The organism is Chryseobacterium sp. GTID13 (genome assembly GCF_056172655.1).
On sequence record NZ_JAOCMB010000006.1, the window covers coordinates 554875 to 573927 of the forward strand.

Sequence of the window (19053 nt, forward strand, 5' to 3'; positions counted from 1 at the left end):
CCATATATATAATAATGCAAAAATAGAGAATTTACTCATCTTTTTAAACGAATGATTGTTAAGCAGGAGAAAAAAGAATCTTCAAATCATAAATAACCAGCTTAAAATCAGTTAATTAAACAAAATCAAAAGGTTCTTATTTTATTGTTATATTTGGAAATTCAGAAATTTTCTAGATTTTTTATGGAAACCCAAAAATATACTCCAACCAACAAAGTAAGAATCGTAACAGCAGCGTCATTATTTGACGGGCATGATGCTGCGATCAATATCATGCGCCGTGTGATCCAGGGAACAGGATGTGAAGTGATCCACCTTGGCCACGACAAATCAGCTGAAGAAGTGGTGAACACAGCGATACAGGAAGATGCCAACGCTATTGCACTAACCTCATATCAGGGCGGTCACAATGAATATTTTAAATATATCTATGACCTTTTAAGAGAAAAAACTCCCCGCAGATCAAGATTTTTGGTGGTGGCGGCGGTGTTATCCTGCCTGAAGAGATCACCGATCTTATGGATTACGGAATCGACAGGATTTATTCTCCGGATGACGGCCGTGAACTTGGCCTTCAGGGAATGATTGATGACCTGGTAAAAAGATCAGATTTCGCAACCGGAAAAGAGGTTACAGCAGAAGATTTGGATGCTATAAGTTTCGAAAACTCTACCAGTATTGCAAAAATTATTTCTGCCGTTGAAAACTTTTCGGAAGAAAAACCTGAGCTGGTAAAAGCCATTGACGAAAAATCAAAAGATTTGAATATTCCTATCATCGGGATTACAGGTACCGGTGGAGCTGGAAAATCTTCATTGACAGATGAACTGGTAAGACGTTTCATCCGTTCAAACCCTGATAAAAAAATCGCCATTATTTCCATCGACCCTTCCAAGAAGAAAACCGGCGGGGCTCTTTTGGGAGACAGAATCCGTATGAACGCGATCAATGATCCGAGAGTTTATATGCGTTCAATGGCAACAAGAGAAAACAACGTTTCCGTTTCTCCGTTCATCCACTCTGCATTAAATGTGCTGAAATTAGCGCATCCTGATGTCATTATTCTTGAAACGTCCGGGATCGGGCAATCCGGATCGGAAGTATCTGATTTTGCAGATGTTTCAATGTACGTAATGACTCCTGAATATGGAGCTTCAACTCAGCTGGAAAAGATCGACATGCTGGATTATGCAGATTTAGTGGCTTTAAATAAATCTGATAAAAGAGGGGCACTTGATGCGCTTCAAGCCGTAAGAAAGCAGTTCCAGAGAAACCATTTACTGTGGGAGCAGCCATTGGATGAAATGCCGGTTTATGCTACAAAAGCATCCCAGTTCAATGACCACGGAACCACTGAATTGTACAACAGATTGATTTCAAAGGTAAATGATAAGTTTTCCGGCCTGGATCTGAAAGCTTTCGTTGAACAGGAAATCACAGATGAAGTAACTATTATTCCTCCAAAAAGAGTACGTTATCTTTCCGAAATTGTAGAAAATAACAGAATATATGATGAAAACATTGAGAAGCAGGCTGAGCTTGCCAGAAAAATGTATCATATTAACGGAGTAAAGAAAATCATTTCCAATGAAGCGTTAGATGCTGAATATCAAAAGGCTGAAAAAGAGCTTCAACAGGAAAACATCGACTTCCTGAAAACCTGGGATGACACGAAAAAGGCTTTCCATGAAGAGTTTTATTCCTATTTCGTAAGAGGAAAGGAAATTAAGGTGGAAACCTCAACAGAGTCTTTATCCCACCTGAGAATCCCGAAAATTGCTTTACCAAAATACAATGACTGGGGTGACCTGATCAAATGGAAAGGTCAGGAAAATCTTCCGGGAGGATTCCCTTACACGGCCGGAATTTATCCTTTCAAAAGAACGGGTGAAGATCCTACAAGAATGTTCGCAGGAGAAGGAGGTCCGGAAAGAACCAACAGAAGATTCCACTATGTTTCTGCAGAAATGCCTGCAAAACGTTTGTCTACAGCCTTTGACTCTGTAACACTTTACGGACAGGATCCGGCTTTACCACCGGACATTTACGGTAAGATAGGAAACGCAGGAGTTTCTATTGCAACATTGGATGATGCCAAAAAGCTGTATTCAGGGTTTGATCTTGTGAATGCACTGACTTCCGTTTCAATGACCATCAACGGTCCTGCTCCGATGCTGCTTGCTTTCTTTATGAACGCTGCCATCGACCAGAATGTTGAAAAATATATTGCTGAAAACGGTCTTGAATCTAAAGTTGAAGCTGTTTTAAAGGCAAAATTTGATGATAAAGGTTTAGAAAGACCAAAATACAACGGCGAGCTTCCGCCTTCCAACAATGGCTTGGGATTAAAGCTATTGGGAATCACAGGAGATGAAGTTATTCCGGCAGATGTTTATGCTGAAATTAAGGCCAAAACTATTGCAACGGTTCGTGGAACGGTTCAGGCTGATATTTTAAAAGAAGATCAGGCGCAGAATACCTGTATTTTCTCTACTGAATTTGCTTTAAGATTAATGGGCGACGTTCAGGAATATTTCATTAAAGAGAAAGTAAGAAATTTCTACTCGGTTTCTATTTCAGGATATCACATTGCCGAAGCCGGAGCCAACCCTGTTTCCCAGCTTGCATTCACATTGGCAAATGGTTTCACGTATGTAGAGTACTATCTGTCAAGAGGAATGGATATCAATGATTTTGCACCGAACCTATCTTTCTTCTTCTCCAACGGTATCGACCCTGAATATTCAGTAATCGGGCGTGTAGCCAGAAGAATCTGGGCAAAAGCCATGAAAATGAAATACGGGGCGGATGAAAGAAGCCAGATGCTGAAATACCACATCCAGACTTCAGGACGTTCTCTTCACGCCCAGGAAATCGATTTCAATGATATCAGAACGACGCTTCAGGCACTGTATGCGATCTACGATAACTGTAATTCTCTTCACACCAATGCTTACGATGAAGCTATTACCACTCCTACGGAGCAGTCTGTAAGAAGAGCAATGGCTATCCAGCTGATTATCAACAAGGAATTAGGTTTAGCTAAAAATGAAAATCCGCTTCAGGGTTCATTTATTATTGAAGAACTGACAGATCTTGTAGAAGAAGCGGTGTATGCAGAATTCGACAGGATTACGGAAAGAGGCGGTGTTCTTGGTGCTATGGAAACCATGTACCAGCGTTCCAAGATCCAGGAAGAATCCATGCATTACGAATGGCTGAAACATACCGGGGAATACCCGATCATCGGGGTAAATACATTCCTTGGAAAAGACGGTTCTCCAACCGTTCGTCCGGGAGAAGTGATCCGTTCTACTGAGGAGGAAAAACAGGTTCAGATTGAAAACCTACACAATTTCCAGAAATCGAATGCCGATAGGTCTGCGGAAGCTTTAAGACAATTACAGCACGCTGCCATCAACCAGCAAAATTTATTTGGAGTGATGATGGATGCGGTAAAATACTGTTCCCTTGGACAAATTACCAATGCTTTGTTTGAAGTGGGCGGTAAATACAGAAGAAATATGTAATCCGTAGCCGTACAGACAATTGTTGGCTACTTAACGTATCAATAATTTACAAATTAAAACCTCAAGGAATTTTCTTTGAGGTTTTAATTTAGATTCAACTTAATAAGTATTATTTTAGCAATTGAAAAATTTATAACCTCAACATTAATGAAAAAAATTTTGAAACCTACTTTAATTTTATTAGGAATCATGTTTTCGGTTTCTATGTATTCCCAAAAAAGAACCGAGGATTTTTCAATCAGTTTTCCTGATAAAAAACTAGACAAAAGTTATTATAAAGCCATAAAACTTATTGATGCCAGAATAGACTCTACATCTTTGGGAATTGTTCAGAAAGGAGCATTCAACACTAAGGCAAGAGTTGTACCTACAACCAATCTTAATGATCAATTCCAAAATCTATTAAACAACATTAATGGTGAAAATACAGATGACGGTACAATTGTAATGTATCTAAAACAGTTGTATTTTGCCGAAATTACAGGAGCCTTTAGTGAACACGGTTATTGTTACTTCCAGGCTTATTTGTTTGCTAAAAACGAAGACGGAACTTATTCTTATCTCGACAAAATAGATTCAGTTATCGATCATTCATCTATGGATGTTACCAAAGCTACAATGAAAAAAGGAAGCGAAATGGTAAGTGACTTTATAAGCAGAAACGTTTCTAAAAAAGCAATACAAACAGACCGATACACTTTTAATGACCTCAAAAATTTTGATGAAATTGAAAAACAAAAATTAAGTTTATATAATTCTCCGGAACTAAAGGAAGGAATTTATCCTGATTATAATTCTTTTAAAAACCTTCAACCGTCTGAAAAAACAATTTCCAGTGCAAAATTCTACGGAAAAACCAATAAAATCATTAAACTTTACGAAACAATAGAAGGTAAAGAAAAGGAAATTAAAAAAAATGATGTATTTGCCATTGTTTATAATGGTTCTCCATATATTTATTTGCCTGTAGAAAATGCTCTCGTGAAGGCTGAAAAAAGAGATGGAGATTTTTATTTTACCGGAAAAATAAAATCAACTGCAAAAACAGGAGATGTGGTTCTTGCTTCCGCATTCTTCGGGATTATTGGCGGGTTGCTGGCTTCACAATCTACTTCGGTTCCGTTTGAGCAAAAACTTGACTACATCAATGGAGGATTTATTCCTATCAAAGAAGTTAAATAATAATTCACAGAATCTCTCTATTTTTGGGAGATTTTTTATTTTCAAATGAAATCGAAAGCCGTATTCAACTGGAGCAGTGGAAAAGATTCTGCCCTTGCACTTTATAAAATCCAGCAGGAAAACAAAACTGAAATTACCACTTTACTGACCAGCATCAATAAAGAGTTTCAGCGGATTTCCATGCATGGTGTTCATGTATCTTTACTGGAAAAGCAGGCTGAAAGTATGGGAATTCCTTTAATTAAAATGGAACTTCCCAAAGAACCGTCTATGGAGGAATACCGTGATATCATGAGTAAAACGATGACAGATATTCAGTCTTTGGGAATTACCCGGTCCGTTTTTGGTGATATTTTCCTCGAAGATCTCAGACAATACCGTGAAGACCAGCTGAAATCCATCGGAATGGAAGCTGTTTTTCCCTGTGGAAGCAAAACACAACTGACCTTATTCATGAATTCCTGAGCCTTGGATTCAAAACTATCGTAACCTGCGTGAATGAAACATATCTCGATAAAAGTTTTGCAGGAAGAATCATTGATCAGGATTTTATCAATGACCTTCCCAAAAATGTTGATCCATGTGGCGAAAATGGAGAATTTCACACCTTTACTTTTGACGGACCCATTTTTAAAGCTCCTGTTTCCTTTGAAGTTGGAGAAACTGTAAAGAAAACCTATCCGAAGCCAAAATCCGGCCCGGAAGATGAAGATGGTGAATATGTTTTCTGGTTCTGTGATCTTATTCTGAAATAACAACTAATGGTCTACCCTATCGTTGCTGCTATTTTATTCATAAGGTCAAATATCAGTTCAATATCTTTTTCCTGAGTCTGCCAGTTGACAAATGCAGCCCTTATTCCTGTATGGCTGTTATAAAAAGTAGGCGTCATAAATACTTTTCGCGTCTCATTAAGCGATTCCAGAAATCTATTGACCTGGTCCTGCTTTGTATCATCTTTTAAAGTAAAACATACGGTATTCAGTCTTACCGGAGCTAACAACTTGAAAGCATCACTTTCTTCAATCATCTGCCCAAACTGTTCTGACAGTTTAATATTATTTTCTATGATAGCCTTATATCCGTTTCTGCCATATGCCATCAGGGAAAACCAGGCAGGAAGTGCTTTTAGCCTTCTTGAGTTTTCCGGCAGAAAATTGAGGTAACCGAAATTATCCAAAGGATCTCCCAAATAAGGTGCATTCGAATTCTGAAAGGTTTCTACCTGTAAAATCCTGTACTGCTCTTTGACAAAAAACACAGCGCTTTCATAAGGAACATTAAGCCATTTATGGCAATCCACCGTAATACTGTCGGCTTCTTCCCAACCTTCGATAAGATGTTTATGAGTGTCTGAACAGGCTGCAAAACCACCGAATGCCGCATCTATATGCCACCAGAATTTATATTTCTCCTTTAACTTCCGGATTTCTGAAAAATCATCAAAGTCAACGGTATTGACCGTTCCTCCGCTCGAAATCAGAATGAAGGGTTCACCGTTTAACTGTATGATCTGATCTTCAAGATCTTTCAGACAGATGGCTTCACGATTGTCTCCCGCAGTTTTTATCCTGACGATATTGCCGCTTCCCATCCCCAGAAGGGCCAGGGATTTTATGGATGACGAATGGGGCGTGGCGGTCAGTACTTTAATGGTTCCGGAGATTCCGTCTTTAGCAAAGTCTTTTCCCAGCTCTTTCCCGATCCATTGCCTTGCCACTGCCAGACCGGTAAAATTGGACATGGTGGCTCCTGTTACAAAGCCTCCCAGAAAATTTTCCGGCAGCCCGAGTAGATCCAGCAGCATTTTTATGGTTTCCAGTTCTATACCGGCTGAAATATCTCCCTGTCCTTTTACCGACTGGGGATTCTGATCATAAACTGTGGCCAGCCAATCTCCTGCAATGGAAGCGGGAGTAGTGCCGCCGGTTACAAAACCCAGATATCTCGGTCCTGACGATCCAACCATAATGGGTTCAAACCTCTCATTGAATATTTTTAAAGTTGATTCAGTACCAACTCCGGACTCCGGCAGATCCATTTCTTCTGAAATCAAGTCATTGTTTACAGATGTCGGTCTTTCTGCAAGGGTATTTAGGTATCCGGTTCCCTGTTTTTTTATGATCTCCAGGAGATGATCAATTTGTTCTGAATCGCTTTTCAAATATTCTTTCATGATGGCGTGGCTAAAATTATTTATTCAAAAATATTAAATACTTATAAAGGGAGCATGCTACGTTAGCACAAATTTTGCTTCTCTTTGAGACCTCACGGGATTTTTCATATATTTAGGTATATATTGTTCCCTGTTCAGTAACTTTTTAATTTAAATAAAACACCTGTGATCAAAAATTTCACCTTTCTTTTGCTTTCTTTGTTTTTGTTTTCCTGTAAAACTGAAGTTTCCCAAAAACCTGTTGACAAAAATACAGTGATAGATTCTACCATTACTGCTTTTCAGAAAACCCTTCTGGAACAACAGATCGACTCTGTCTTCAAAAAATATAATTTTAACGGAAGTATTGCCGTGTTTAAAGATTCCCTGCAGCTATACAGGAAAGAGAACGGCTATTCCGATTTCAAAAACAAAGTTAAGATCGACAGCAGTACAATTTTTGCCATAGGCTCGGTAAGCAAGCAATTTACAGCAACGCTTATCCTTCTTCAAATGGAACAGGGAAAACTGAGTGTGAACGATAAGGCATCCAAATATCTGAAGGCATTTCAAAATAAAGAATATGAGAATATCACCATTCATCAGCTTTTAAATCATACTTCAGGGTTAAATACTTTCGGAGGAAAACTAATGTTCAGAAGCGGCTCGGATTTTTTCTATTCCAATGACGGGTTTAATGCGTTGGGGCAGATTGTAGAAGAGGTTTCCGGAAAGTCATATGATGAAAATGTTCTGGAACTGTTCAAAAAAGCAGGAATGAAGAATTCTTCCACGGGAAATGTTTTTGAAGGTAAAAATTTCGCCAGCGCCTATCTGGGTAATGCTTCCAAATTTTCTATTGTTCCAGATATGCCTAAACGACTGGGTGGAAAAGATATAGGAACCCCTGCCGGCGGTATTCTTTCAACTATAGATGATCTTCACACCTGGAATACTGCTCTTTATGGAGGAAAAATTTTAAAACCCGAAACCTTAAAGCAGTTTGTTTCCAAAAGTTCGGAAAGGCATCATGCAATCCTGGGAAAAATGGGTTATGGCTATGGGATTATGATCCGTATCGGAAGTCCTGAAAGCTATTTTCACAGCGGTTATGTAAAGGGTTCCCCTTCTCTGAATATTTACTATCCAAAGACTAAAACATCGGTTATTATCTTATCTAATATTGCGGATGAGGAAAAGGGCAAAAGCTGGGCTTTCAAACCTCATGTGGAAGTCAAAAAGATAACGGATAACCTGGAAAACACCCTGCTGCAGCTTAAAGCAAAACCGTAATTTAGCGATATGAAAAAAATGTATTTCATTGCGATCTATCCTCCACAGGAAATCATCGACGAGATTAAAATTTTTAAACAAGACCTCGCCCTGAATTACGGAAATTCGATGGCATTAAAGAATGATGCCCATATTACTTTACTTCCCCCTTTTGACAGAGAACAGGAACTTGAAGCTGATATCTACACCGCTTTTCAAAAAATAAATACGGACATTCCCCCTTTTGAAATCATATTGAACGGCTTCGGAGGGTTCCCAAATCCCAATAACCCGGTCATCTTTGTACATCCTGAAGCTAATGAAAACTTAAGTCTTTTACACCAAAAGGTTATACAGCATTTCAGTTTTGGTAAGAAGTCTTTCACCCCTCATATGACGGTAGGATACAGAAATCTCACTTTTGAAAACTATATCAAGGCATTGGAAGTTTATAAAGACAAAATCTATAAAACTAAATTTTCAGTTGACAAAATCCTACTTCTCCGCCACGATGGAAAATGGGTTCCCATCGCTGAAAAACATTTAGGAAATCCCGATACGGGCAACTCACTATTTTAACATTAATAAACCTTATCTTTGGCCTATGATTTCAGAGAAGATAATTTTAGGGATCGATCCCGGAACGGCTATTATGGGTTTCGGTATTATTTCCGTGAAGAAAAGTAAAATGGAAATGATCTCCATCCACGAACTGATCCTGAAAAAATATCCCAACCACGAAACAAAGCTGAAATATATCTTTGACAAAACATTAGCATTAATTGATGAATACCATCCTGATGAAGTAGCTCTGGAAGCTCCATTTTATGGTAAAAACGTCCAGAGTATGCTTAAACTGGGCCGCGCTCAGGGAGTTGCAATGGCTGCCAGCCTTTACAGAAACATTCCTATTACAGAATATTCTCCGAAAAAAATTAAAATGGCCATCACCGGAAACGGAAATGCCAGTAAGGAGCAAGTAGCCGGAATGCTTCAGAACCTTTTAAAACTAAAGGAATTTCCTACCAAATATCTGGATGCCTCGGATGGTCTGGCTGTTGCCGTTTGTCATCATTTCAACTCCGGAACTATTGCAGATACCAAATCTTATAGCGGATGGGATAGTTTTCTGAAGCAGAATCCGGGGAGGGTGAAATAAACTGAAACATTATTATTTTAAAGGAATTTTGTGAATTTCATTTTGTTCTAAACTGTTATAAAAATAAACAGTGGAATCTTCTATTTCTATCAAATCTATTATCTGATACATTTCTGAAATTAAAGTCGTCTCTAAAGTAGAGACATTAATTTTAGCCAAATAAAATCCTGAGTTAAACCATTTTTTTCTAAAACAAGGTACATAGATAAAACCATTACTATATAATAATGGTCCCCCAAATAATTCGTTCTTAATGATTTTATTATCAATAGATAATTTTCCAATCTCGGGACCTCCTTGCCCAATTTCAGATAGACTTAAATATAAAATATTTTTTCCATCAAGAAGTTTTTGACTGACATTAAAACTTAATGGGTTTTCTATTTTAGTGGTTATTTTTTTCATACAGTCCATCTCTAGTATTTTCATGATTATATCATTATTATAAAAATAAAGATTTTTCAAACAAAAAAACATGACATCTTTTAAAAATAAAATAACCTAATGAAATTCAAACAATTAAACAAAAACACATAATTACTTGGCAAAACATAATACTATCTTTTACATTGGTATGATTTTTAATACTACATTTGTATAAATTTTCAGTTATGAAAACAAACCAACAAACTATAAATCAAGCGAATCACAAAATAAACTGGTTCCAGAAGTTTCTGATGGTATGCTCCGGAGGAAACATTCATATTTTAAGAAAGACTCCAAGCGAATGGAATAAATTTTCAGGGATCGGAGGAATTGTATTATTTACGGCAATATTCGCGACTTTATCCGCAGGATATGCTATGTATACCGTATTTGATAATATCTGGACTTCCGTAGGATTCGGAATCCTGTGGGGACTGATGATCTTTAATTTAGACCGTTATATTGTTTCTTCCATTAAGAAAACAGGAACGTGGTGGAATCAGATTTTAATGTCAATACCCCGACTGATTTTAGCAACATTCTTAGGAATTATTATCTCTAAGCCATTGGAGCTTAAAATCTTCGAAAAAGAGGTCAATAAACAGCTTAATACCATCATCCAAAGAAACAAGAAACAGCTTCAGGGCGAAATGAACGGCAGGATTCTGCAGCAAAGCGGGCCATTTGAGGCAGAAAAGAAACAGATTGCCGAAAAAACAGTACAGTATCAAAAAGCATATGACTCTGCAGCTGTAGAGCTTGAAAAAGAAATTCTTGGTAAACAGTCCGGGCTTACCAGCGGAAAAGAAGGCTACGGCCCCAATGCAAAACGTAAACAGGAACTGAAGGAACAACGCCGTAAGGACCTGGAAGATTTCCAGAAACAAAACGCTTCCAGGCTGGAATATTTAGATAAGGAAATTTCCAAGGTGTATAGTAACCTGGAAACAGAAAGAAAAGCTTCAGATACCTTCGAAGATAAATTCAATGGATTTGCGGCAAGGCTTCAGGCTTTGGATGAACTGGGCAAAAATTCAGCAATCATAGGTCTGGCAGCAGCTTTTATCATGGGACTGTTTATCTGTCTGGAAATCTCTCCTGTTCTGGTCAAACTCATTTCCCATGTTGGCCCTTATGACTACCTGTTAGAAAAAACAGAAAACGATTTCAGGCTTTATTCCAAAGAAAAAATTGAAAAAGGAAATGCCCTGACGGATTTCAGGATTGATGATTTTAAGGATAATTTAAAAAAATAGCGTATTTTTCACGCATGATTATTGATAAAGAAGAAATCCGGAAGAAAAAGAAAAAGCTGGACAACTGCAAAATATTCCTGAAAAAAGAATTCATCGGAATTGATAAGATTATTGATGATTTAATGGAATACATTCAGATCTGGTACCTCATGCCTGAAATCCTGACCCGCCCCGTAGTAATCAATCTATGGGGAATGACCGGTGTAGGAAAAACAGATCTTGTCAGAAAAACAGTGCGATTCCTTGAATTTCAGAACCGTTTTGTAGAGATAGAGCTTAGCAACAGCGATGAAACCTCATGGAGCAAAAGCGTTTCCGATATTTTCCAGAGCAACCGCCTCAACGATGAAAAACCGAGCATAGTCCTTTTCGATGAAATCCAGCGTTTCAACACAATCGATCCCGACGGCACCCCGGTACCCCAGACAAAATTTACAGATTTCTGGGAACTTTTAAGCGACGGCAAACTGAGCAAAAGAGAACGTGATGATCTTGAACATTACCTGTTCTCTTACCTTTTACGCAAAAAAGAAAATGAACGCCGAAAAATGAACGGTGAAACGGAAATGGATGAAAATCCGTACCTGAACCTATGGGATGCCAAAGAACTTAAGAAATATCTCAGCATGGAAGATGATGTGATGAGCATCATCGATATGAAGGAAGAGGATATGATCAAGCTAATCCTGAAAAAGCAGAAAGAAAAGAAGATCTATGAGCCGGTAGATTACAGCAAAATGCTGATCATCATCAGTGGAAATCTGGATGAAGCTTTCCAGATGTCCCGCGAAACCAGTGAAGCAGACATAGATGCCAATATTTACCATGCATTCACAAAGAAAATAACCGTTGTTGATATAAAAAATGCACTATCAAGGAAATTCCGTCCGGAGCAGGTAGCCCGTTTCGGAAATATTCATTTAATTTATTTTTCGTTAAAAACAGAAGATTTCCAGCAGCTGATCCAAAGGGAGATCAACAATCTTAAAATCAAAACCAAAACAAAATTTGGCATCAGCTTAAAAATCAACAAAAACATTAATGAGCTTATCTATAGGAACGGCGTTTTCCCTGTACAGGGCGTACGTCCTGTATTCAGCAGTGTGGTAGATATCCTCGACACGAATCTAAGTAAATTTCTGTTTGAAGCTATAACCAATGATGATAAAAGCATTGAAATAGATTATCCGGTAAACCAGAAAACCATTACCGGGAAAATTGGAAAGCGTATCATTGAGATTCCTTACACCGGAAGAATCGACAGTATCCGCCAGTCCAACCAGCTTGATGCAGTAGCCAACATCAGTGTTCATGAATGCGGACATGCCGTTTGCTATATACTTTATACAGGCTTCGCACCTTTACAGCTGAAAAGCAAGGTTGCCAGCAGCTATGCCGCAGGATTTACCTTCCCGCACCAGATTCATGATACTAAAGAAAGTATTCTCGACAAAATCAAAATTTACCTTGCCGGTGGTATCGCTGAAGAAATTGTATTTGGAGAAAATAATGCAAGTATAGGTAGAAGCCATGACAGGGAACAGGCGACCGTGCTTGCCACTGATTATATCAGGAAATACGGATTTGATGAAGAATATCAGGCTGCCTATAACCTGGAAGATTATCCACACCGTATGCAGCATGATATCACCGATAAAAAAATTGAAAAGCTGATACAGGATCTTGCCAAAAAAACAAGAGAAGACCTGATTCTTCATTTAGACCTCCTGAAAGACATGAGTGTGGAACTCAGCAAAAAAGGAAGCATGTCGCCTAAAGACATTTATATAATAGCCGGAAAATATCAGCTTGATGTCACTATTAAAGAAGAAGGATACCTTCATATTGCAGAATATCATAAGATGCTCGGGCAATAGAGAAAAAATCTAATATAATAGAAATCAACATTAATAAAATCTTACCTTTCAGTGAATTCTGAAAGGTTTTTTCTATGTATAATTATTTTATACAAAATATTTTATAATTTTACATTACTAAACTAATCATTATGAAAAATTTAATTTTAGCATGCACACTGCTTATCGGGAGTGCGTTTACCGCTACCCTAAAAGCACAATCAGAACCTTTCCTCGGACAGATCGCTTTTGTACCCTACAACAGGGCGCCAAACGGATGGGCAGACTGTAACGGACAACTTTTGCAAATATCACAAAACCAAGCTCTTTTCTCCTTAATTGGAACAACGTACGGAGGAAACGGAACAACTAATTTTGCACTGCCCGATATGAGAGGAAGAGTTTTAGTTTCCCAGGGACAAGGGCCAGGCATTTCTCAGAATTATGTAATAGGGGAAATTGGTGGCAGTGAAACTGTTACACTAACGCAACAACAGATGCCTGTTCATAGTCATACCGTCAATGCTGTAACCGCAGAAGGCAATCAGAATACGCCTACAGGCAATCTCCCTGCAGACACAAAGCTTTTGGATAAAGAATATTCTGATACGAACGCCAATACAACCATGAAAGCTACCATGATCAATCCGGCAGGAGGATCTCAGCCACATGAAAACAGACCTCCGTTTGTTACGATGAGATGCATTATAGCTTTACAGGGGATCTATCCATCTTTTAATTAATAAGTTATGAAAATTCTCTACTTGTTAATCATAGCATGTGGAAGTTCAATGGCGGCACAGACCATTACTTTCAACGGATGTCATAATTTGTTCGATAACCAGAATTTTGTATTCAACAAAACTGGAATGGATTCTTACAATAAAGGCATCTATATCACTACACCGATTGATGGCCAGCCTTGTGGAGGGCTGGGAACCTGTGAATTTAAAATCCAGTGGAACAATACCCTTACGAGATGGGAATTTCTTGCCGATGAAGGAAACGGAACTTTTGCCAGCCCTTTGCTGATTTATTATAATTCAACCGGAAATACCGGCAGCCAGAGACCTCCGAGCAATACATTCGGAACGTGGGTAGAAAATACAACCGTAACCAACGGGCAATGCGGAGGAACCTTACGGGAACCAATTCTACCATGACAGGAGACGTACACAGTTCTTCATTAGCTACATCAGAAGTTACAAAATCTAAAATCCAGATCTTCCCTAATCCGGTTTCAGATGTGATCCGTATTTCTGGAATTGATAACGGACAGAAGGTAGAGATCTATAGTGCAGACGGACAGCTGGTAAGATCTGATAAATTTGATCAAAGGATCAATGTTTCCCTTCTTCCTGCAGGAGTTTATGTTCTGAAAATTATTACTGCGAATTTCGAATCTTATGAGTTTAAATTTGTAAAAAAATAAAAGTAATGTCTTTATAGCATTAATTGATTATTGATATAGCTTTCGGAATTCTCTGAAAGCTATTTTTTTGGGAATATTTTTTGCTGATTATATCATATGCCATCAAGTGTCGTCAACAGCTATATTTACACTCCGGAGACTGAGATATTAAGAATTATCTATCAGTCCGGAGCTGTTTATGATTATCTTAAAGTGCCGGCATCAATAGCTGAAAAATTCAGGGAAGCCAGATCGAAAGGAAGGTTCCTGAACAGCGTCATCAAACCCAGATTTAAGTATATTAAAATAAGCTGACAGGGTAATGTAAAAATGCCCCCATTTCTGGAGGCATTTATTATTTTATATGATCAAAATCTTATTTAATGATCAGTTTAGAGGTCTTACTGTCTTTTCCGTTGGAAATCTGAACCATATAAACTCCTTTTTCAAGTTGTTGATTTACTTTATAAACTCCGTTTCCTTCTTCAGTTACAGACGGGCTTGCTACCAGTCTTCCTGACATATCGGAAATAGAAACTTTCAGGTTCTTACCATTTTTAGCTTTTATGAATACTTTATCACCTGCTGCCACCGGATTAGGATAGATAACAAGATCGTTATTATCAGCCTTAACTTCGCTTGTTCCTAAAACAGTAACAAATTTCACTGTATAGTCTTCAGCCTGCCCATATTTCAATTGTCCACAAGGGGTAATATTAGGATTCTCATCATCTACAATTACTCTCATTCTTAAAGGAGTATTAAGCACTGTAGAAGCAGGAGCTGTAAAGCTTACGTTAAAAGTACCAATTAAAGTAGTAGGATCTGCAATGATATTATCAGCTGAACCAACAAGTTCAGAAGCCTCAAAAGTTCCGTTATTATTAAAATCAATCCATGCTCTCACTTCATTATTTGAATCTGAGACATTTACCTGAAGATTATGAGTAGCTGTTGCCAGAAGCTGAGTTGATGTAGCCCTTAAACAACTTGCCCCTGTGTAGTCTTCATAGAAGTTAGCAGCATTTTGCCAATACCCGGTTGAAGCATTATTAATATTTCCTAATTTCACCAAAGTTGGTCCTACAAAATAATTACTTGGGTTTGACAAACCACTTGGTGCGCATGCAGGAATAGGTGTTCCTATAGGAGAAGCTGTAGAAGGTGCTGTTCCTCCCAGTGAAGTACTCAATGCCCCTTTCATTAGAAAGTAATAAAGAGCCGCTCTGTCATGCTGTCCGTTGGTAAACTTAAATGCTTTTGGATTTGTATAATTCATCATATTATACTGTACTCCCTGATAGTTGGTACCTGTACAATAATTCATGCTATTGTTGGTTGGAGCAGGATCATTCAGTAAACTTCTTGATCTTTCAGTATCACAGACCTGATCATCATCTCTGGTACAGTCATTATTGGTCTGTGGAGGACAATAAGATACATCTGTTGTTCCTTGTGGTGCATTCGGATCTGCATTACCGAAGGTATGAAGTAATCCCATGCTGTGTCCAAATTCATGCGCTAAAGTAATATCATCCTGTAAAGTAACTACAAAGGATTTCATAAAAGATTCATAGGAAGAATCCGGATTTTGAGGCAATCCTGCCCATCCCATAATTCCATATTGACCTCCACCATCTACTTTATTCATAATATAAATGTTGAAGTAAGAAGCTTCCGGCCAGTGCGGAGCAATTGTTTTTACCTGTGCAGTAGTAACCCCGTTTGTTCCGCTACGCTTCACTCCGTAATCATCATATCCTGCAAGAGTACCTCCGTTATATCTGATAATACCTGTTGTAGCATTACAATTAGGATCTCTTTTAGCCAAAACTAATTTTATCGGCATCGTAGCAGCAACGCCAAAGTCAGCAGGAACTCCCTGTGCCCATTGATAAGTACCGGCATACATAGCATTACAGCGATCCAGCCATGCCTGAATTTGGGCATCACTCTTATTATAAGTGGATCCGATAGCAGCCCCTGTAGGTGCTATTACGTGTACTACCACAGGAATTTCGTAAACTCCATTGACTGTTTTAAAAGTACTTCCATTCTTATCATTGCTGTTTTGATTGGAACTAACAATACGATTACGGATATTGCGAATCATTTCATCGATTTCCTGATTCTGTTTTTGGTGTACTCGCTGTTCAGCATCAAAGTCACACCAATCTTTTTTTGTTGTGCAACTAATGAAAGCGAACATAGCATTGCCCCATAAAGGAAAATTTTCTTCATAGCTTCAAATATTTCATTTTTTTTAAAATTTTAACAAAAAATCATCTTCGCAAAGTGATAGTTTATTAAAATATATCTTCTATTAGTAACAAAAAGTGTTTTTTGTTACTAATATTTTACACTTTTTTATCAATATTTAATAAAAAGTTATTTTATTAGAATTTATAATCGATAATTTTTACATATTAAATTTTATTATTTTCAACTATTAACACCGAAAACAATTATTTATAAATAAAATAACACTTTGTTTTTTACCAATAAAATATTTGAAAAAAAATTAAAATTAATAGACTTATATTAAAAAAATAAGCTGTACAGATTGTGTACAGCTTACTTCTATTGTTAAATTGATTTTATTTTACAAAGAATAGTTCGGAGCTTCCTGAGTGATGATTACATCGTGTGGATGAGATTCTTTTAATCCGCTTCCGGTGATCATTACCATTTTGGTATCTTTCTGTAAAGCTTCAATGTCTTTGGCTCCACAATATCCCATACCAGCTCTTAAACCTCCGGTTAACTGGAAGATTACATCTTCTAATTTTCCTTTGTGTGGTACTCTTCCCTCGATTCCTTCCGGAACGAACTTTTTAGCCTCACTCTGAAAATATCTTTCTTTTCCTCCTCTCTTCATGGCAGAAAGACTTCCCATTCCCTGGTAAGATTTGAATTTTCTTCCCTGGAAAATAATTTCTTCTCCCGGAGCTTCATCAGTTCCGGCTAAAAGAGATCCCAGCATTACTGCTCCTGCACCGCTTGCGATAGCTTTTACAATATCTCCGGAAAGCTTGATTCCACCATCAGCAATAACGGTTACGTTTTTGGATGCTGCATATTCGTATACGTTATAAATAGCAGACAATTGAGGAACTCCAACTCCGGCAACTACTCTGGTTGTACAGATAGAACCTGGTCCTACTCCTACTTTAAGAACGTTTGCTCCAGCTTCAATAAGATCTTTTGCCGCTTCAGCCGTTACGATATTTCCACCTACGATATCAAGGTCCGGGTATGCTCTTCTGATCTCAGCAATTTTATCCAGAACTCCTTTTGAATGTCCGTGAGCAGAATCGATACCGATAATATCCACTCCTGCTTTTACCAAAGCTTCAATTCTGTCTAAAGTATCTTCACCTACTCCTACACCGGCTCCCACGATAAGGCGTCCGTTCTCATCTTTATTGGCATTAGGATATTCCAGCTGATTGTCGATATCTTTAATGGTAATCAATCCGACTAATTTGTTGTCTTTATCTACGATAGGAAGTTTTTCAACTCTGTTTTTAAGAAGGATTTCCTTTGCTTTCTCAAGGTTGGTATTTTTATCGGAAGTGATCAGGTTTTCTTTGGTCATGATCTCTTCAACTTTCATATCAAGGTTTTCCTGATATTTTACATCCCTGTTGGTGATAATTCCGATCAGCACATTTTCAGCATCCACTACAGGAAGGCCGGAAATTTTATATTTGGCCATCGTTTCTTTAGCCTGAGCCAAAGTATGGTCTTTTGAAAGGGTAACAGGATCGGAGATCATTCCGTTTTCTGAACGTTTTACACGGTTTACCTGTGCCGCCTGCTCAGCGATCGTCATATTTTTGTGAATGAAACCCAAACCTCCTACTCTTGCCAGGGCAATAGCGAGATCTCCCTCAGTAACTGTGTCCATCGCAGCAGAAACTATCGGAACATTCAGTGTAATTTTGTCGGTAAGTCTTGATTTTAATGATACCTGGTTAGGTAAAACTTCTGAATAAGAAGGGACTAGAAGAACGTCATCGAAAGTGATGGCTGTCTCTACAATTTTGTTATGAATAGACATCTTTACTTTCTTTGCAAAATTAGGCTATTTTGACGAGATATGAAAATCCTTTTCAATAGTTTAAATAAAATTTAATAATCAATAACTTAAATGAAAAAAAACCGTTCTTTTTCGGAACGGTCTCTCGGTACAAAATAAATTTAGTATATGAAACTACTTGTTTTCAGTTATTGAATAATCTTTCCGCTTTCGTCCAGCTTGTCTATATGCGTCTGATTGTTTTTATCCACATAAATTTTAAGACGTACATTTCCTTTGGCATCTTTAATAAAAAGTCCTACGTCACCATCCGCTGTTTTCCCTGCAAAAAATCTTTCCTGTGTAATTTTTCCTTCACTTCTCAGTTTTGCATATGCTTTTTTTGAGGCAACAGGATCATTAAGCTTTTTCAAAGAATCCTCAAATTTTATAATATCTTCTAAAGGAAAGTCATCAGGCCTGTCCCAAAGCTTAAGACCATAGGTCCTGTTCTTTTTATTGCCGGTTCCTTCCATATACTGAAGCTGCATAATCTGGTCTGTATTTCTCTGATCTACGGAATACACCATTCCCGAACCGTCTTTATCAGCGCCATACACAAGCCCTCCACATTCATCTCCAAGCTCATTAAAAAAATCATTCCGGCTTCTCTTTCCCGCGGTTTCAGTTCTTTCTTATTGAACATTCCAGGATGCTGACGGCTTTTATTACTGATCACCATTTTCAGCGTACCGTCTTTTTCAATGATATTGATTCGTTCCACA

General features: G+C 37.9%; 18 protein-coding genes and 1 pseudogene. 13 read left to right on the plus strand and 6 right to left on the minus strand.

The window, feature by feature from the left end; translation table 11 throughout:
- Nucleotides 1–183 precede the first annotated feature (183 nt).
- The 4 genes and pseudogenes from N4G44_RS18850 to N4G44_RS18865 all read left to right on the plus strand — a co-directional run bounded on the left by N4G44_RS18850 (nt 184) and on the right by N4G44_RS18865 (nt 5467).
- Entirely contained in the window at nt 184–585 is a 402-nt protein-coding gene (locus N4G44_RS18850) for a cobalamin-dependent protein (RefSeq protein WP_474928936.1), read from the plus strand.
- Nucleotides 519–3530, plus strand: a complete 3012-nt coding sequence (locus N4G44_RS18855) for a methylmalonyl-CoA mutase family protein (protein WP_474928938.1) — start codon at nt 519–521, stop codon at nt 3528–3530. The genes N4G44_RS18850 and N4G44_RS18855 overlap by 67 nt, the downstream gene beginning before the upstream one ends.
- Before the next feature lie 147 nt (nt 3531–3677).
- Nucleotides 3678–4712, plus strand: a complete 1035-nt coding sequence (locus N4G44_RS18860; RefSeq protein ID WP_474928940.1) for a hypothetical protein — start codon at nt 3678–3680, stop codon at nt 4710–4712.
- A gap of 45 nt (nt 4713–4757) precedes the next feature.
- A pseudogene (locus tag N4G44_RS18865) lies at nt 4758–5467 on the plus strand (Dph6-related ATP pyrophosphatase).
- Between the two features lie 11 nt (nt 5468–5478).
- On the opposite strand, the gene N4G44_RS18870 reads toward N4G44_RS18865, so the two are convergent.
- The gene (locus N4G44_RS18870) at nt 5479–6876 is read right to left on the minus strand and encodes a pyridoxal phosphate-dependent decarboxylase family protein (RefSeq protein WP_474928941.1); all 1398 of its coding nucleotides are present in this window, start codon (nt 6874–6876) and stop codon (nt 5479–5481) included.
- 177 nt (nt 6877–7053) lie between these two features.
- On the opposite strand from N4G44_RS18870, the gene N4G44_RS18875 reads away from it, so the two are divergent.
- The 3 genes from N4G44_RS18875 to ruvC are packed head-to-tail and all read left to right on the plus strand — an operon-like array spanning nt 7054 to nt 9298.
- Nucleotides 7054–8160, plus strand: a complete 1107-nt coding sequence (locus N4G44_RS18875) for a serine hydrolase domain-containing protein (protein WP_474928943.1) — start codon at nt 7054–7056, stop codon at nt 8158–8160.
- Between the two features lie 9 nt (nt 8161–8169).
- Complete coding sequence (locus tag N4G44_RS18880) at nt 8170–8718, plus strand: 2'-5' RNA ligase family protein (protein ID WP_474928945.1); 549 nt, start codon at nt 8170–8172, stop codon at nt 8716–8718.
- Between the two features lie 25 nt (nt 8719–8743).
- Nucleotides 8744–9298: a crossover junction endodeoxyribonuclease RuvC gene (gene ruvC, locus N4G44_RS18885; RefSeq protein ID WP_474928947.1), complete on the plus strand. Its 555-nt coding sequence runs from the start codon at nt 8744–8746 to the stop codon at nt 9296–9298.
- Nucleotides 9299–9310: 12 nt separating this feature from the next.
- On the opposite strand, the gene N4G44_RS18890 is transcribed toward ruvC, so the two are convergent.
- Entirely contained in the window at nt 9311–9727 is a 417-nt protein-coding gene (locus tag N4G44_RS18890; RefSeq protein WP_474928949.1) for a hypothetical protein, read from the minus strand.
- Between the two features lie 182 nt (nt 9728–9909).
- Here N4G44_RS18890 and N4G44_RS18895 point away from each other — a divergent pair, with 182 nt between their 5' ends.
- From N4G44_RS18895 to N4G44_RS18920, 6 genes are all read left to right on the plus strand, one after another.
- Nucleotides 9910–10980 carry a DUF4407 domain-containing protein gene (locus N4G44_RS18895; protein ID WP_474928951.1) on the plus strand — a complete coding sequence of 357 codons (1071 nt, stop codon included), beginning with the start codon at nt 9910–9912 and terminating at the stop codon, nt 10978–10980.
- A gap of 14 nt (nt 10981–10994) precedes the next feature.
- Nucleotides 10995–12857 carry an AAA family ATPase gene (locus N4G44_RS18900; RefSeq protein WP_474928954.1) on the plus strand — a complete coding sequence of 621 codons (1863 nt, stop codon included), beginning with the start codon at nt 10995–10997 and terminating at the stop codon, nt 12855–12857.
- 131 nt (nt 12858–12988) lie between these two features.
- Entirely contained in the window at nt 12989–13579 is a 591-nt protein-coding gene (locus tag N4G44_RS18905; RefSeq protein WP_474928956.1) for a phage tail protein, read from the plus strand.
- 6 nt (nt 13580–13585) lie between these two features.
- Nucleotides 13586–13999 (plus strand): hypothetical protein, encoded by a 414-nt coding sequence (locus tag N4G44_RS18910; RefSeq protein WP_474928958.1) that lies wholly within the window; start codon nt 13586–13588, stop codon nt 13997–13999.
- A complete protein-coding gene (locus N4G44_RS18915) occupies nt 13963–14268 on the plus strand; it encodes a T9SS type A sorting domain-containing protein (RefSeq protein ID WP_474928960.1) in 306 nt (101 codons plus the stop codon). Before N4G44_RS18910 ends, N4G44_RS18915 begins: the two co-directional genes overlap by 37 nt.
- Nucleotides 14269–14364: 96 nt before the next feature.
- Entirely contained in the window at nt 14365–14562 is a 198-nt protein-coding gene (locus tag N4G44_RS18920; RefSeq protein ID WP_040997675.1) for a KTSC domain-containing protein, read from the plus strand.
- A 61-nt stretch (nt 14563–14623) separates the two neighbouring features.
- Here N4G44_RS18920 and N4G44_RS18925 read toward each other — a convergent pair whose 3' ends face one another.
- From N4G44_RS18925 to N4G44_RS18940, 4 genes are all read right to left on the minus strand, one after another.
- Entirely contained in the window at nt 14624–16360 is a 1737-nt protein-coding gene (locus tag N4G44_RS18925; protein ID WP_474928962.1) for a GEVED domain-containing protein, read from the minus strand.
- Between the two features lie 489 nt (nt 16361–16849).
- Nucleotides 16850–18310 (minus strand): IMP dehydrogenase, encoded by a 1461-nt coding sequence (gene guaB, locus N4G44_RS18930; RefSeq protein ID WP_474928964.1) that lies wholly within the window; start codon nt 18308–18310, stop codon nt 16850–16852.
- A 167-nt stretch (nt 18311–18477) separates the two neighbouring features.
- Nucleotides 18478–18888, minus strand: a complete 411-nt coding sequence (locus tag N4G44_RS18935) for a hypothetical protein (protein WP_474928967.1) — start codon at nt 18886–18888, stop codon at nt 18478–18480.
- On the minus strand, nt 18843–19052 hold the full coding sequence (locus N4G44_RS18940; protein ID WP_474928969.1) for a hypothetical protein: 210 nt from the start codon (nt 19050–19052) through the stop codon (nt 18843–18845). Before N4G44_RS18940 ends, N4G44_RS18935 begins: the two co-directional genes overlap by 46 nt.
- Nucleotide 19053 lies beyond the last annotated feature (1 nt).

Coding starts and splice junctions, on each gene's coding strand:
- N4G44_RS18920 (WP_040997675.1), top strand. CDS start 14,365: ATGCCATCAAGTGTCGTCAACAGCTATATTTACACTCCGGAGACTGAG.
- N4G44_RS18860 (WP_474928940.1), top strand. CDS start 3,678: ATGAAAAAAATTTTGAAACCTACTTTAATTTTATTAGGAATCATGTTT.
- N4G44_RS18895 (WP_474928951.1), top strand. CDS start 9,910: ATGAAAACAAACCAACAAACTATAAATCAAGCGAATCACAAAATAAAC.
- N4G44_RS18855 (WP_474928938.1), top strand. CDS start 519: ATGGATTACGGAATCGACAGGATTTATTCTCCGGATGACGGCCGTGAA.
- N4G44_RS18915 (WP_474928960.1), top strand. CDS start 13,963: ATGCGGAGGAACCTTACGGGAACCAATTCTACCATGACAGGAGACGTA.
- N4G44_RS18850 (WP_474928936.1), top strand. CDS start 184: ATGGAAACCCAAAAATATACTCCAACCAACAAAGTAAGAATCGTAACA.
- N4G44_RS18905 (WP_474928956.1), top strand. CDS start 12,989: ATGAAAAATTTAATTTTAGCATGCACACTGCTTATCGGGAGTGCGTTT.
- N4G44_RS18910 (WP_474928958.1), top strand. CDS start 13,586: ATGAAAATTCTCTACTTGTTAATCATAGCATGTGGAAGTTCAATGGCG.
- N4G44_RS18900 (WP_474928954.1), top strand. CDS start 10,995: ATGATTATTGATAAAGAAGAAATCCGGAAGAAAAAGAAAAAGCTGGAC.
- N4G44_RS18880 (WP_474928945.1), top strand. CDS start 8,170: ATGAAAAAAATGTATTTCATTGCGATCTATCCTCCACAGGAAATCATC.
- N4G44_RS18890 (WP_474928949.1), bottom strand. CDS start 9,727: ATGAAAATACTAGAGATGGACTGTATGAAAAAAATAACCACTAAAATA.
- ruvC (WP_474928947.1), top strand. CDS start 8,744: ATGATTTCAGAGAAGATAATTTTAGGGATCGATCCCGGAACGGCTATT.
- N4G44_RS18925 (WP_474928962.1), bottom strand. CDS start 16,360: ATGATTCGCAATATCCGTAATCGTATTGTTAGTTCCAATCAAAACAGC.
- guaB (WP_474928964.1), bottom strand. CDS start 18,310: ATGTCTATTCATAACAAAATTGTAGAGACAGCCATCACTTTCGATGAC.